The following is a 13,720-nucleotide window of genomic DNA, read 5'->3' as shown; positions in this document are numbered from 1 at the left end:
CGGAGACACTGACCGTTCGGACGATGCGACGGAGCGTGTCGGAACCGGGTGGCCCCGCCGTGCGTCCGATCGGCATGAGAGCCATCCCCGTCGCGGCGACCCTCCTCGCCGCGCTTCTCACCCCGCTCGCCGGCTGCGCCCGGGACGGCGGGGCGCCCGCGTCCGACGGCCCGGCGCCGGCCACCGCCGCGCCGGTGGTGCTGACGAAGTCCGGCGGCATCGTCGGGCTCGACGACACCGTCACGGTGCAGCCCGACGGCCGGTGGACCCGGGTCGACCGGGCCGGCGCCTCCCGCACCGGCCGGCTCAGCGACGCCGACCTCGACCGCCTGCGTCAGCTCGCCACCGACTCGCGGCTGGCCGCCGAGGCCGCCGCCACCGTCCCGGCCACCATGTGCGCGGACGCGTTCAGCTACCGGCTCACCGTCGGCCCGACCACCACCGGGTACGTGGACTGCCCACCGCAGGCCACCCCGCCGCCCGCCACCGCGGCCCTGGTCGACCTGCTCACCCGCGCCACCGGCTGAACCCGGTCGTCACCAGCCGGCCGCCGCCGCCAGCAGCGTCCGGCGAACCGCCTGCACCTCCCGCCGCCCGATCACGCCCGGCCGGGCCGCCAGGAAGAGCGTGTTGAGCGGGGGCACCGGCGGCGCGAGCAGCGCCCGCAACGCGCCGGAGGCCAGCTCACCCCGGCAGAGGTACGTCGGCAGCACGCTCACCCCGGCACCGGCCACCACCGCCGCCCGGACCGCCCGCAGGTCGGCCACGACCAGGCTGGGCGTCCGGGTGAGCCGGGTGTCGAAGACGGTCCGCCAGTACCGGCGCAGGATCGGGGCCTCCTCGCCGTACGCCACCAGCGGCACGTCGCGCAGCGCCGCGGCGGTCACCGGGTCAGCCAGCCGCCCGGCCCAGGCCGGCGCCGCCACCAGCACGAACTCCTCGTCGTAGAGCGGTTCGCCGGCCACCCCCCGACGGCGCGGACGCACGCTGGTCACCGCCAGGTCGAGCCGCCCGGCCACCAGGTCGTCCAGCAACTGCTCCGGCAGCCCGGCCGAGACCCGCAGTTCCAGGCCGCCGGCGACGGGACCGGCCAGCGCCGGCAGCACCCGCTCGGCGAGGAACTCGGCCGGCCCGCCGAGGAACACGGTCCGCGGGTACGCCGTGGTCGCATCCTCGGCCAGCACCGCGGTGAGCCGGTCCACCGGATCGGCGACCCGGCGGGCCAGCTCGTTCCCGGCGGCGGTCGGGGTGACGCCCCGGGGCAGCCGCTCGAAGAGCGGCCGCCCGACCGCCTCCTCCAGCGCGCGCAGTTGGGCGGTCACCGTGGGCTGGGCCAGGCCGAGCAGCTCAGCCGCGCCGGTGATCGACCCCGATCGGTGCACGGCGAGGAAGCTGCGGAGCAGGTCCAGGGATGCCTTCACATCAGAAAACCTATCGCCGGCTCCGGTTTCACCTATTGGTCAGCTATGGATCCGCGCGCCAGCATGGTCGGCATGACTCGTGTACTCATCGCGCTGACCAGTCACTCCGAGCTCGGCCGGACCGGCCGCCGGACCGGCTTCTACGTGGGCGAGGCCGCGGAACCGTGGGAGGTGTTCCGGGCCGCGGGCCACCAGGTCGACCTCGTCTCGGTGGCCGGTGGACAGCCGCCGCTCGACGGCCGGGACGAGAACGACCGGACCCAGAACGACTTCCTCGCCACGGCCGGGGTGACGGACACCCCGAAGGCCGCCGACGTCGACCCGAGCGGGTACGACGTGATCCTCTTCGCCGGCGGCCACGGCACCATGTGGGACTTCCCCGACGACCCGGACCTGGCCCGGATCGCCCGCTCGATCTACGAGCGCGGCGGCGTGGTGGCCGCCGTCTGCCACGGACCGTCGGCGCTGGTGAACCTGAAGCTCTCCGACGGCTCCCACCTCGTCGCCGGCAAGCGGGTGGCCGGCTTCACCAACGACGAGGAGGCGGCGGTCGGCCTCACCGGGGAGGTTCCGTTCCTGCTCGCCGACAAGCTGACCGAGGCCGGCGCCCAGCACGTCCCGGCGCCGAACTTCACCGAGCAGGTGGTGGTGGACGGCCGGCTGGTCACCGGCCAGAACCCCCAGTCCGCCCGCGCCCTGGCCCAGGCGGTCGTCAACCTGCTCGCGGCCTGACCCCGGCCGCCCCGGCTCGGCGATCATGAGGTTGGCGGTGCGGGATGTCCGACTCGACGCCGTCAACCTCATGATCGCCGGTGAGGTGGCCGGGGTTCAGAGGTGGTAGGCCGGGGGGAGGCCGGTGGCGCGGAGGTCCGGGGGGAGGTGGGCGACGTCGTTGAGGGCGATCAGCGTGGGCGGGGCGGCGGGGGTGTAGCGGATCACGGTCAGGCCGGCGTTCTGGTGGTTCAGGCCGATCCACCGGCGCTCCGGGGCCTCCAGGGCGTGCCGGACCAGCCAGGCGACCAGGAAGTTGTGCGTGATGATCAATTCGCGTACGTCGCCCTCGGCGGGCGCGGTCGCGAAACGGGAGACGGCCTCCGCCGTCACGCGCGGTCCGTCGAGTCGGTCCCGCTCGGTGAACCCCGCCAGGAAGTTCGCGTACGGCTCGGGCTGGCCGGCCGGATCGGTGTCGTGCGGCATGTGGTCCCCGGCGCGGTCGTCCTCGCACACCGGGACGCCCGGCAGCGCGGCGGCGACCAGCGCGGCGGTCTCCGCGGCGCGGCGGGACGGTCCGTGGTGGACCGCGGCGAAGTCGGTGCCCCGCAGGCGCTCGCCCAGCAGCGTCGCCTGCCGCCGGCCACGCGCCGACAGGCCGGTGTCCGCCTCCTCCTCCCCCGTCTGATCCTGCTCGGCGTGCCGGACCAGGTAGAGCAGTCGGCTGGGCACTCGGGTCACCTCCAGGGTCGGGAGAGGCGAGAATAGCCGCCGACTCCCGACCCGGGGGGGGGGGGGTCCGCTGGTCAGGCGCGGGGGTGCATCTGTCCGATGCGGATCCGGTTGCCGAACGGGTCGCGGATCCCGAAGTCGATCCCGTACGGCCGCTCGGTCGGCTCATCGGTGATGTCCACGCCCTTGGCCACCAGGTCCTCGTACGCCTTGCGCGCGTCGTCGGTGGTGAGGCAGAGCCAGCCGCTCATCGCGCCCTTGGTCAGCAGCTCGCGGACCCGCTCGGCGGTCGCCGGGTCGAGGGCCGGCGGACCGGGCTTCTCCAGCAGGATCTCGTGCTCCGGGTCGCCGGGCACGTTGACCGTGAGCCATCGCATGAAGCCGAGGTCCTGGTCGGTGTTCACCTCGAGGCCGAGCTTGCCGACGTAGAAGTCGAGCGCCTCGTCCTGGTCGAGGACGTAGATCTGGGAGCGGGAAATCGAGGTCATCGTCATGCCCGAAACGCTAGAGCAGCCCGCTGACCTGCTGCTTATCCAAAAGTGACCGGTTCACCCGCGATCACCCTGCCGGAGCGGGGCCGACAGCGACGAGGCCCTTGCTGCGTCGTTTGTCCCCAGGGGACACCACTTAGCGTGATCAACTGCTAGCTTGCGGGTCACGCAGCTGCTCGTCCGGCGACTCCGAAGGATCGCAGATGCACGTGACGCTCGCCTGGTTCGCCGCCGCTCCGCTGCCGGAGCCCGTGCGGGCCGCCCACGTGGGCCGGTTCACGCGCGCCGCCGCCGAGGTGGTGCCCGACAGCTGGCGACACCACGAGTTCGGCGGCCCCGACTGGGGGGTGCTGGTCCGGCACCCGGCCGACCCGGGCGCGTACCGATGGCCGACCGTCGCCACCGAGGGCGCCGTCACCGCCGTGTCGCTGGGGATCCCGGTGGGGCTCGACGCGGCGGCCGGCCCGGCCGCCGTGGCCCGGCGGCTGCTCGGCGGCGAGGACGTGCACCGCGAGGTGGTGCCGCCGTTCGCGCTCCTGGCGCTGGACCGGGACGCGTTCGCCCTGCAACAGGACTGGCTCGGCATGGCCCGCGTGTTCACCGGCGCCGCCGACGGGGTGACCGCCTGGTGCACCCGCCCCGGCCTGCTGGCCGCGTTCCTGCACGGGCAGGCCCGGCCGGACGTGGCCGGCTGGACGTCGTACACCCTCTGCGGGCACTTCGGCGGCGACCTCTCGCCGCTCGCCGGCACCCGGCTGCTCCGCCCCGGTGAGCGGGTCACCGGCCGCCGCCGGGCCGAGGGCGGCTGGCGCCTCGACACCGAGCTGCGGTACGCCACCGACGACGTGGTGTGCGGCGGGCACGCGGAGCAGGGCCGGCCGGTGGACGAGCGGCTGGACCGGGCGGCCGAGGCCCTGACCCGGGCGGCGGCCAGCCTGCACCCGCTGCACGACGCCGAGATCACGCTCGGCCTCTCCGGCGGCAAGGACTCGCGGCTCATCGCCGCCACGCTGATCGCCGCCGGTCGCGCGCCCCGGCTGGTCACCAACGACGACACCCGGGCGGAGGGCGAGGTGGCCCGCCGCCTGGTCCAGCTCGTGCGGGACAAGCGGGGGCTGCACCTGGACCACCGCTCGGTGGCCGGTGCCGCGCCGGCGAGCGTGCTCGGCACCGGCCTGCGCGACCGGGCCCGGCGCCTCGCCGACCTCCACGATTACCAGTTCCCGTCCACCTACCTGGCCCGTCCGCCGGCGCGCGCCCACCTGCCGGAGACGACCCGCGCGGCGAGCCTCACCGGCGCGGCCGGCGAGCTCGCGGTCGGCTACTGGTACCCGGCGGCCGACGCCGACCCGTACCCCACCCCCGAGCAGGCGGGCATGACCCGCCTGCTGGCCGGTGTGCCGCGCGCCGCCGCGGCACCCGAGGCGCTGGCCGCCGAACGGGAGCGGGTCGGGGCCGTGCTGACCCACGCCCGCGGCCTCGGCCTGCGTGACGAGCACCTGATCGACTACCTCTACCTGGTCGAGCGGATGCGCCGGTGGTGCACCTCGGCCTACCTCACCGGGATGGTGACCCCGTTCCTGGCGCCGGGCTTCGTCGCCACGACCTTCGCCCTCAGCGTGGCCCAGAAGCGGGAGCGGCTGCTGCACACCGCGCTGATCGCCCGGCTGGTGCCGGAGTGGGCGGAGGTGCCCTTCGTGAGCGCCGCCACCGGGCCGTCCACCGCCCCCCGGGTCTGGGAGGGCGACGGCGTCAGCACGGTCGCCGACCTGCTGGACACCGCGCACGGGCCGCTCACCGGGCTCATGCGCCGTCCCGCCGTGAAACAGGCGCTGCGCAAGGCGGTCCGGGGCGGCGGGCCCGACCCGCGCGTCCTCCAGCAGTTCACCGCCCTGGCGGTGGCCTCGGAGCGGCTCGAACCGGGCACCACCCGCCCGTCGACCGGCGCCACCTACGCCCGCCTCACCGCACCGCCGCGCCCGCGTACCCCCGCGAAGGGCCGGTTGGGCGCGCTGCGCTGGATCCGGCGGACCCGGCTCGGCGACCGCCTCTGGGTCAGCGTGCGGCGTCGCGTTCGCGGGCGGTGACCGCGGGGCTCGGCCGCATCCACGCCTTGGTGAAGCAGCTCGGCACGGCCACCCCGGCGGCCCGGCGGCGCCGGTAGGTCGACGGTGACTCGCCGACGATGTCGTGGAACGTCCGGCTGAACGTGCCGAGGCTGCCGAAGCCGACCAGGTGGCAGATCTCGGTGACCGGCTGGTCCGTCTGCACCAGCAGGTACATGGCGCGCTCGACGCGCCGCCGCTGCAGGTAGCGGTGCGGGGTCTCGCCGAAGGTGGCCCGGAAGGTGCGGATGAAGTGCGCCGGCGAGACGTGCGCGATCCGGGCCAGCGCCGGCACGTCGAGCGGCTCCGCGTACGCCCGGTCCATGGCGTCCCGGGCGCGCAGCATCGCCCGGTTCGACTCCTCGACGGCCCGGCTCATCCCCCCACCACCAGGTCGAGTGCGCGGAGCTGGTCGGGGTCGGCCACCGACTCGATGCCGATGATCCGGTCCGTGACCGTGAAGCTGACCGCGAGGCGGACCCGCCCGTCCACGACGATCACGGCACCGGGCAGCCCGTCCACCAACGCGGGGACGGCGGCCTGGGCCCGGCCGTTGAAGAAGCCGGCGACCGCCGAGGAGCCGCGCGTCTCGGCGATACCGCCCATCCGCACCGCGGCGGCGTCGCCGCGCATCACCACGTACGGGTCGAGGAGGGTGACCAGGTCGTCGAAGCGGCCGTCCCGGGAGGCGGCGAGGAACGCCTCGACCACCCGGCGCTGGCGGGCGGGGTCGACGACCGGGTCGGCCGAGCGGGCCTGCACCCGGCGGCGGGCCCGGCTGGCGATCTGCCGCACCGCCTGGGTGCTGCGGTCCACCACCGGCGCGATCTCCTCGAACGAGACGGCAAACATGTCGTGCAGCACGAACACCAGCCGCTCGGTGGGGCCGAGGGTGGTCAGCACGACCTCCAGCGCCTGGCCGACCGACTCGGCGAGCAGCGCCTCCTGCTCCGGGTCCCGCCCGCCGGCCGCCTCACCCGCCTCGTCGGCGGCCTCCTCGTGCCGGACGCTGGCCGAGCGCAGCCGGTCGAGGCAGACCCGGCCGACCGTGGTGGTCAGCCAGCCGGGCAGGTTGTCGATGGCGTCGACATCGGCGCGGCTCAGCCGGAGCCAGGTGTCCTGCACGGCGTCGTCGGCCTCGGCGGCCGAGCCGAGCATGCGCTGGGCCACCGCGCGCAGGCGCGGGCGCTGCTCCTCGAAGCTGCGGACCAACAGGTCGGTGTCGCTCACGGCCTCGCCATCCCCCACGGCCCCGGGTGACCGCGGTCACATCTGTCACGTCGCCGGTCCGGCCCTCGACAACCAGATGACGGACGACGACAGCGGCCGCGCGGCGAAACGCCGGCCAGCGTAACAGGACAGGACGAATGAACATGTCTCTCGACGCTCGCATCCAGAACCCGGCCGCTCTCCTCCCCGACGCCGTGAAGGCGGTCAACCTGCTCTACAAGGCCGCGCACTCGGCCGGCGTGCCGGCCACCACCCTGGAGCTGGTCCACCTGCGGGCCAGCCAGATCAACGGGTGCAGCGCCTGCGTGGACTCCGGGGCGCGCAACGCCCGCAAGAACGGCGAGACCGAGGAGCGGCTCTTCGCGGTGGCCGTCTGGCGGGAGACGCCGTACTTCACCGACGCCGAGCGGGCCGCGCTCGCCCTGGCCGAGCACGCGACCCGGCTCGCCGACCGGAGCGACCCGGTGCCGGACCCGGTGTGGGACGAGGCGGCCCGGCACTTCGGGGAGAAGGAGCTGGCGGCGCTGGTGCTCTGGATCGCCACCACCAACTTCTTCAACCGGATCAACGCCACCACCCGGCAGCCGGCCCCGCAGAACTGGGGCTGACCGGCGACCGGCCCGGGGCGGGGTGTGCGCACCTCCGCCCCGGGCCGGAGCCGCGCATCCGCGGACAGCGGTCAGGCGACCGCCGTCGACCGGCTGGTCTCCTCCCAGGCGGCCAGTTCGGTGAGCAGCGCCTCGTGGTGCTCGCGCAGCCCGTCCACCGCGTCATTGCCGAGCAGGAGCCGCAACGGCGGGCGGTCACTGTTCAGCACGGTCAGGATCGCCGCCGCGCCCGTCGCCGGGTCGTTCGGCTCCGCGCCGGACAACTCGTGGGTGAAGCGGCGGGTCGCCCCGGCCGTGTCCTGGTACGCCGCCGTCTGCGCGGTGACGTACTTGTTGTTGTTGAACTCGGTACGGAACGCGCCCGGTTCCACGATCAGCACCCGTACGCCCAGCGGCGCCAGCTCGGACGCCAGCGTCTCGGACATGCCTTCGAGGGCCCACTTGGCGGCGTGGTACGCCCCGAACCCCGGGTACGTCTTCTGCCCGCCCAGCGAGCTCATCTGCACGATGGTCCCGCTGCCCCGCTCGCGCATCAGCGGTACGACGGCCTTGGTGACCGCGGCCGCACCGAAGAAGACCACCTCCATCTGCTGGCGCAGCTCCGCCATGGTGACCTCCTCCACCGCGCCGAGGACCAACGAACCGGCGTTGTTCACCAGTACGTCGATCCGGCCGTGGGCAGCGAGCGTGGCCTGGACGGCGGCGTCGATCGAGGCCGGATCGGTGACGTCCAGCGCCGTCGTGGTGATCCCGTCCCGCTCCGCCAGGTCGGCCAGGGTCTCCGGCCGGCGGGCGGTGGCCATCACCCGGTCGCCGGCGGCCACCGCCGCCAGCGCCAGTTCCCGGCCGAAGCCGGAGGAACAGCCGGTGATCAACCAGACCCGGCCCTGCGTGTCGTCCTGCATCTTCCTGCTCCCGTTACGTGGGGTCGTGAACAGGAGCAATGCTGCTGGCGGGCGGTCTGGCGCGGCCAACACCGGTTACCTGCCACGGCGGTAGTCTCGGCCTGTGACCCCTGATCTTCGGCAGCTCCGGTACTTCGTGGCCGTTGCCGAGGAGTCGAGCTTCACCCGGGCGGCCAGCCGCCTGATGATCACGCAGCAGTCGCTCTCCCAGCAGATCAACGCGCTGGAACGGATCCTCGGCGCGAAACTGTTCAACCGGGACAGCCGGGGCACCCGACTCACCGACACCGGGGCGCTGTTCCTGCCCGAGGCCCGCGCGGTGCTGGACCGCGCGGACGAGGCCGTCGCCGTGGTCCGGCGGGCCGTCCGCGGCGAGACGGGCCGGCTCCACCTGGCGTTCCTGGCCACCACGGCGAACCACCTGCTGCCGCCGGTGGTCCGGGCCGCCCGGGAACGCCTCCCCGACCTGGAGATGGTCACCGAGGAGACCACCATCGCCCCACTGGTCGACGGCGTGCTCAGCGGCCGGTACGACCTCGCGTTCACCCGACCGCCACGGGTCCCGGGCCTGGCCGCACGGACCATCGCCACCGAACAGGTGTGCGTCGTCCTGCCGGAGGGGCATCCGCACGCCGACCGCACCGAGCTGACCCTGTCCGAGCTGGCGGACGAACGGTGGGTCATGACTCCGCGCAGCTCCTGGGAACCCTGGCACCGGGCGTTCGACGAGAACTTCCGCGCCGCCGGGTTCACCCCCGACATCGTCGCCCGGGACGCGAGCGTTCAAGGGCTGCTCGGCCTGGTCGCGGCCGGTGTCGGGATCACCCGGCTCGGCTGGTCGGCGCACAACCTGCGGCGTACCGGTGTGGTGTTCGTGCCGTTGGCCGGGGAATTCGCCACCACCGAGATGGTGTGGCTGGCCGGCAATTCCTCGCCCGCGCTGCGCCGCGTGACGGACGTGGTGACCGAGCTGGCCGCCACGACGGACCTCACCGCCACCGGCTGAGTGCCCGCACCGGCAGTCGGTCCACAGGCTGCGACTGCCGCCGTGCCAGGTAATCCGTGTTGGCCGGTTCGGCCCGAACTGGACCAGTATCGTCATTGTCAATACGGATCGGGATCACGGTCCCGCGAAGCACGAGGAACCACCATGGGTAATCCCACTCTTTCCCCCGAGCAGGCCGCCGATCGGGTGGCACTCGGCGAACTGGTCGACGCCTACGCCCGCCTGGCGGACCGACGCGACGCCCGGGGACAGGCCGCGCTCTTCACCGCCGACGCCCGCGTCGCCGTGTACGACGGCGAGCCGGACACGACCGAGCCGACGCAGGTCCTGAACGGCCGGGACGAACTGGCCGACGCCTTCGGTGCGCTGCGGAACTACGACCGGACGACCCACTTCAACGGTCAGCGCACGGTGACCGTCGACGGGGACCGCGCCACCGGAGAGACGTACTGCCTGGCGCACCACCTCTGGACCGAGGAGGGGCAGCGCACCCTCATGGTCATGTCGATCCGGTACCACGACACCTTCGTCCGCCAGGACGGCCGGTGGCTCTTCGCCGAACGCAGGCTCATCACCGACTGGATCGACCGCCGAGCCTCCACGCCGTAGGCCCGGACGGCCGGCGGGGCGTCAGCCCCGGCGACCGGTCCGGACCCGCCGGAGCGCTCCGGGGCGGAGACCTTCGCTGGTGACACCGTGATAGATGATCATCACAATGATGCCGAGCAGCCCCAGCAGCGGGTTCACGATCCAGCCGAGCAGCCCGGCCAGACCGTAGAGAAGAAGGCCGGTGATCGGGCGGGCCTCCTGCGCGTGAACGTGGGCCTGGTCGATGTGGCCGGCGCGCAGCGCCGGGTGACGGCGCAGGTAGCCGAAGAACACCAACCAGGGCGCCGACATCAGCGCCGCCGCGAGCGCGTACATGACGACGGCGACCCGGAGGTCGTCGGTGTCGCCGTCGACGAGCGCCGACGCCAGAACCGCGGTCGGAAACGGGATGATCACCACGCCGAAGAGGATGGCGATGTTGATCCAGCTGAGGGCGAGGGTCGTGCCGCGGACCATCCGCAGCAGCGCGTGGTGGTTGAGCCAGAGGACGCCGATGTAGATGAACGACACCGCGAACGCCAGGTAGGACGGGCCCTCCCTGAGGAGCGACGCGAGCAGCTCGCCCTGGTGGTATTCCGGCACCCGCAGGTCCAGCACCAGCAGGGTGATGACGATGGCGAAGACACCGTCGCTGAACGCCGCCAGCCGACCGGTGTCGGCCAGGCGAGCGGCACCTCCCGGCTGAGCCTCCTCGGGACCTGCGGACACTGCCGCACGCTAACAGCGCGGGGACCGTGGGCGGGATCGATCACCGAAACGTCCCCGCCCCGGGCAGGTCCGCCGCGGCCCGGCTCAGCGGGTCTGGTCGGTCGGCCGGATCAGGATCTCGTTGACGGCGACGTGCTCCGGCTGGGTGAGCGCGTACCGGACCGCGGCGGCGACGTCCTCGGCCCGCAGGGTCCGCATGGAGTCCGCCATCTCCCGCGCCACGGCCCGCATGGTCGGGTCGGTGAGGTGGCTGGTCAGTTCGGTCGCGACGAATCCGGGCTCGATGACGACGACGCGCACCCCCTGCGCGGTGACCTCCTGCCGCAGCGCCTCGGCGAAGGCGGTGACGCCGAACTTGGTGGCCGCGTAGACGCCGCTCGCTGCCGATGCCGTGCGGCCCGAGGTCGAGGAGATCTGCACCACCGCGCCCCTCGCCGAGAGCAGGTGCGGCAGGGCGGCGTGGACCGCGTACATCGAGCCCAGCAGGTTGGTCTCGACCATCCGTGTCCACTCCGCGGTGTCCGCCCCGAGGATCGGACCGTTGAGCATGACGCCGGCGTTGTTCACCAGCACGTCGAGGGTTCCGAAGCGCGCCACCGTCGCCGCGACCGCGCCCCGCACCGACTCCGGGTCGGTGACGTCCAGGTCGAGCGCCAGCATCTCGCCGGGCGCGTCCCCGGTGAGGGCTCGCAGCCGGTCGGCCCGCCGGGCGCCGACGGCGACCTGTGCGCCCGCGCCCGACAGTGCGAGCGCCGTGGCCCTACCGATGCCCGACGAAGCGCCCGTGACCAGGACGACCTTTCCTTCCAGCGGCTTGTCCATGTGTTCCTCCCCAGGTTGCGGTCCGCGGCCCACGGCCGGGCGGACCCAAAGATGACCGGTCGGTCAGGTTCACCGTAGCAGCTAACCTGACCGCCCGGTCATGTTGGTGATAGGCTCCACAGGGAGGGAGGCGCGCATGACCGAGACGACCGCCGCCGCGGGCCAGCGAGCGGACCTGGTGCGCAACCGGCGACTCCTGCTCGGGGCCGCGACCGAGGCCTTCGCCGAGCGCGGGGTGGAGGTGTCGATGGGCGAGATCGCCCAGCGCGCCGGCCTCGCCAAGGGCACGGTGTTCCGGCACTTCGCCTCGAAGGACGACCTGCTCGCGGCGATCATGCTCCAACTGCTCGACCGGCTCACCGGCACCGCCGACCGACTACTCCAGGCCGACGACCCGGCGCTGGCGCTCCGGGAGTTCATGACCAGCGGCGTCGAGGCGCTCGCCGCCGACCGCGCGTTCTGCGAGGTCGTCGGGCGCCCGTCACTGCAACATCCCGAGGTACGCCAGGCGATCAACCAGCTCTGCGAGGTCGCCGAGGCGCTCACCGCTCGGGCGCGGGAGCACGGCGCCGTGCGCGACGACGTCACGGGGACGGACATCGTGCTGCTGCTCGGCGGCATCCACCAGACGGCGGCACCCCTGCTCGCCGCACAGCCGCAGGCCTGGCGCCGCTACCTCGAACTGGCCCTCGACGGGTTGCACGTGCCGAACCCCCGCACACTGCCGGAGCAACCGCCCCGCCGCCTTCCGCTCGACGACTCACCGGAGGCCGGCTGACCCGCGCCGCGGCTGCGTCGGCCGACCTAGCCTCCTCGCATGGCGAACCAACCCCGGAAGACCACGTTCGACTTCGCGCGGTACGCGCGTCGGGTGAGCGAAGGGCCGTGCTTCGTCTGCGCGTTCCTCGCCGGCGATCCTGACTACCGGCACCACGTCGTCCACGAGAACGACGAGACCATCGCCTTCCTCGGCCGCTACCCGACGCTGCTGGGCTACTGCCTCGTCGCGCCGAAGCGCCACCTGGAGAGCTGGGTGCACGACATGGAGCAGCCCGAGTTCCTCCGCTTCCAGGGCACCGTGCACCGGGTCGCGCGTGCCATCGCGGCGACGCTGCCGACCGAGCGGATGTACTCGATGAGCCTCGGCAGCCAGCAGGGCAACGCCCACCTGCACTGGCACCTGGCACCGCTGCCCCCCGGGGTGCCGTACGAGCAGCAGCAGTTCCAGGCGGTGATGGCGCAGAACGGCGTCCTGAAGGTCGACGACGACACCCAGGCCGCCATCGCCCGGAACATTCGCCGCCGCCTTCGAGCCGGAGCGCCCCCGCCGGAGGCGCCCTGACCGCAACCCCGCGACCGCCGGCAGCGCAGCCGGTGGCCTGTAGGCGACCCAGCGGGGCTCCCGAGGTTCCGTCGTGGTTTAGTGTCACGCCCGTGGATGGACAGCGGGCCCGACGGTGGGCGCTGGCGGCGCTCGTCCCTCTGGTCCTGGTGGCGTCCGGCGTCTTCGTGCTGCGGTGGCTGTCGGCGCCCGACCCGCCGAAGCTGCCCGAGCCGTTCCGGGAGCAGCTGGCAGCGCGCGTGGTGGACATAATCGAGCACGACTCGACCTTCGACGGGGGATACGACCCCGATGCGCGGCCGGTCTGCGCCGCCTCGGTGTTCGGTGTGGCGCCGGACTCGGCTGACACCGTCGACGAGGTCCGCACCATCTACACGCTGGTGTTCTGCCAGTACCTCCCCAAGGCCGACATCGGGAAGGGACCTGGTATCGACCTCGGCTCGCTCAGCGGCGTGTCGATGCCGATCGCCCTGCACTTGGGACCGCCGGTCACCCATCAGGAGCCGGAAGAGGGAGAAGGGGTGTACGGGGACAGCATCCGGCGGATCTTTCCGAAACCCCTACAGGAGGCTGCATTCAACGCCGCAATCGACCCGGCAATGAAGAACGCGGCCGACGACCGCATCATGCGCCTGCTGCCCTCGCCCTCCCACTCCTGACACCCAACGTCCGGCATCAGTCCGTCACGGGCGGCTGTCGTGACCCCCGCTGCTGTCAGCGTTGCTGTCAACCGGCCGTTTCGCGGCGGCTGCCGCCGCGAAGTGCCTGGTGATATTGGAGCCCCCGGCCGGGATCGAACCGGCGACATCTCGCTTACAAGGCGAGTGCTCTGGCCAGCTGAGCTACAGGGGCGTGTGGTCCGGGGTCAGCATAGCGACTGAGGGCCGATAATCCCGTTCAGCAGGCCTCCCGAGCACGGAAAACGTCAATTTCCCGACCTAGACACCACCGGATCGACGCCCATGGGGCCTCCGCACCGTGGAGATTGATGCCTGCCCGTGCCCTGGTGACCGTTATGCGTTATGCCCTC

17 protein-coding genes and 1 tRNA gene are annotated in these 13,720 nt (G+C 73.1%); 9 read left to right on the top strand and 9 right to left on the bottom strand.

Annotation, left to right across the window (positions count from 1 at the left end; translation table 11 throughout):
* Positions 1-74 precede the first annotated feature (74 nt).
* A complete protein-coding gene (locus NFX44_RS07545) occupies positions 75-527 on the top strand; it encodes a protealysin inhibitor emfourin (protein ID WP_262282782.1) in 453 nt (150 codons plus the stop codon).
* 9 nt (positions 528-536) lie between these two features.
* On the opposite strand, the gene NFX44_RS07540 is transcribed toward NFX44_RS07545, so the two are convergent.
* A complete protein-coding gene (locus NFX44_RS07540; protein ID WP_262282781.1) occupies positions 537-1,421 on the bottom strand; it encodes a LysR family transcriptional regulator in 885 nt (294 codons plus the stop codon).
* A gap of 72 nt (positions 1,422-1,493) precedes the next feature.
* Here NFX44_RS07540 and NFX44_RS07535 point away from each other — a divergent pair, with 72 nt between their 5' ends.
* A complete protein-coding gene (locus NFX44_RS07535; RefSeq protein ID WP_262282780.1) occupies positions 1,494-2,153 on the top strand; it encodes a type 1 glutamine amidotransferase domain-containing protein in 660 nt (219 codons plus the stop codon).
* A 96-nt stretch (positions 2,154-2,249) separates the two neighbouring features.
* On the opposite strand, the gene NFX44_RS07530 is transcribed toward NFX44_RS07535, so the two are convergent.
* Both NFX44_RS07530 and NFX44_RS07525 read right to left on the bottom strand, forming a co-directional pair.
* Complete coding sequence (locus NFX44_RS07530) at positions 2,250-2,864, bottom strand: histidine phosphatase family protein (RefSeq protein WP_262282779.1); 615 nt, start codon at positions 2,862-2,864, stop codon at positions 2,250-2,252.
* Between the two features lie 74 nt (positions 2,865-2,938).
* Positions 2,939-3,358: a VOC family protein gene (locus tag NFX44_RS07525; RefSeq protein ID WP_262282778.1), complete on the bottom strand. Its 420-nt coding sequence runs from the start codon at positions 3,356-3,358 to the stop codon at positions 2,939-2,941.
* 200 nt (positions 3,359-3,558) lie between these two features.
* On the opposite strand from NFX44_RS07525, the gene NFX44_RS07520 reads away from it, so the two are divergent.
* Positions 3,559-5,442 carry a hypothetical protein gene (locus NFX44_RS07520; protein ID WP_262282777.1) on the top strand — a complete coding sequence of 628 codons (1,884 nt, stop codon included), beginning with the start codon at positions 3,559-3,561 and terminating at the stop codon, positions 5,440-5,442.
* On the opposite strand, the gene NFX44_RS07515 is transcribed toward NFX44_RS07520, so the two are convergent.
* Both NFX44_RS07515 and NFX44_RS07510 read right to left on the bottom strand, forming a co-directional pair.
* Complete coding sequence (locus tag NFX44_RS07515) at positions 5,411-5,839, bottom strand: helix-turn-helix domain-containing protein (protein WP_262282776.1); 429 nt, start codon at positions 5,837-5,839, stop codon at positions 5,411-5,413. The genes NFX44_RS07520 and NFX44_RS07515 overlap by 32 nt on opposite strands.
* Positions 5,836-6,690 (bottom strand): sigma-70 family RNA polymerase sigma factor, encoded by an 855-nt coding sequence (locus tag NFX44_RS07510; protein ID WP_262282775.1) that lies wholly within the window; start codon positions 6,688-6,690, stop codon positions 5,836-5,838. Before NFX44_RS07510 ends, NFX44_RS07515 begins: the two co-directional genes overlap by 4 nt.
* 143 nt (positions 6,691-6,833) lie before the next feature.
* Here NFX44_RS07510 and NFX44_RS07505 point away from each other — a divergent pair, with 143 nt between their 5' ends.
* On the top strand, positions 6,834-7,298 hold the full coding sequence (locus NFX44_RS07505) for a carboxymuconolactone decarboxylase family protein (protein ID WP_262282774.1): 465 nt from the start codon (positions 6,834-6,836) through the stop codon (positions 7,296-7,298).
* A gap of 71 nt (positions 7,299-7,369) precedes the next feature.
* Here the strand turns inward: NFX44_RS07505 and NFX44_RS07500 are convergent, their stop codons facing one another.
* Positions 7,370-8,203: an oxidoreductase gene (locus NFX44_RS07500; protein ID WP_262282773.1), complete on the bottom strand. Its 834-nt coding sequence runs from the start codon at positions 8,201-8,203 to the stop codon at positions 7,370-7,372.
* Between the two features lie 103 nt (positions 8,204-8,306).
* On the opposite strand from NFX44_RS07500, the gene NFX44_RS07495 reads away from it, so the two are divergent.
* Entirely contained in the window at positions 8,307-9,209 is a 903-nt protein-coding gene (locus NFX44_RS07495; RefSeq protein ID WP_262282772.1) for a LysR family transcriptional regulator, read from the top strand.
* Between the two features lie 144 nt (positions 9,210-9,353).
* Complete coding sequence (locus NFX44_RS07490; protein ID WP_262282771.1) at positions 9,354-9,818, top strand: nuclear transport factor 2 family protein; 465 nt, start codon at positions 9,354-9,356, stop codon at positions 9,816-9,818.
* Between the two features lie 21 nt (positions 9,819-9,839).
* On the opposite strand, the gene NFX44_RS07485 is transcribed toward NFX44_RS07490, so the two are convergent.
* Together NFX44_RS07485 and NFX44_RS07480 are read right to left on the bottom strand one after the other, a co-directional pair.
* Positions 9,840-10,526, bottom strand: a complete 687-nt coding sequence (locus NFX44_RS07485; RefSeq protein ID WP_262282770.1) for a TMEM175 family protein — start codon at positions 10,524-10,526, stop codon at positions 9,840-9,842.
* An 84-nt stretch (positions 10,527-10,610) separates the two neighbouring features.
* The gene (locus NFX44_RS07480; RefSeq protein WP_262282769.1) at positions 10,611-11,348 is read right to left on the bottom strand and encodes an SDR family NAD(P)-dependent oxidoreductase; all 738 of its coding nucleotides are present in this window, start codon (positions 11,346-11,348) and stop codon (positions 10,611-10,613) included.
* A gap of 136 nt (positions 11,349-11,484) precedes the next feature.
* Here NFX44_RS07480 and NFX44_RS07475 point away from each other — a divergent pair, with 136 nt between their 5' ends.
* The 3 genes from NFX44_RS07475 to NFX44_RS07465 all read left to right on the top strand — a co-directional run bounded on the left by NFX44_RS07475 (position 11,485) and on the right by NFX44_RS07465 (position 13,349).
* Positions 11,485-12,126: a TetR/AcrR family transcriptional regulator gene (locus NFX44_RS07475; protein WP_262282768.1), complete on the top strand. Its 642-nt coding sequence runs from the start codon at positions 11,485-11,487 to the stop codon at positions 12,124-12,126.
* Positions 12,127-12,165: 39 nt separating this feature from the next.
* Entirely contained in the window at positions 12,166-12,690 is a 525-nt protein-coding gene (locus NFX44_RS07470) for an HIT family protein (protein WP_262282767.1), read from the top strand.
* Between the two features lie 92 nt (positions 12,691-12,782).
* On the top strand, positions 12,783-13,349 hold the full coding sequence (locus NFX44_RS07465; RefSeq protein WP_262282766.1) for a hypothetical protein: 567 nt from the start codon (positions 12,783-12,785) through the stop codon (positions 13,347-13,349).
* Positions 13,350-13,465: 116 nt separating this feature from the next.
* Here the strand turns inward: NFX44_RS07465 and NFX44_RS07460 are convergent.
* Positions 13,466-13,542 (bottom strand) — tRNA-Thr (locus tag NFX44_RS07460).
* Positions 13,543-13,720 lie beyond the last annotated feature (178 nt).

This window comes from Micromonospora sp. MA102, from assembly GCF_025460765.1.
Taxonomy (GTDB): domain Bacteria; phylum Actinomycetota; class Actinomycetes; order Mycobacteriales; family Micromonosporaceae; genus Micromonospora; species Micromonospora halotolerans.
Note: the sequence above shows the minus strand (reverse complement) of the source record. Positions and strands in the feature narration are given on the sequence as shown.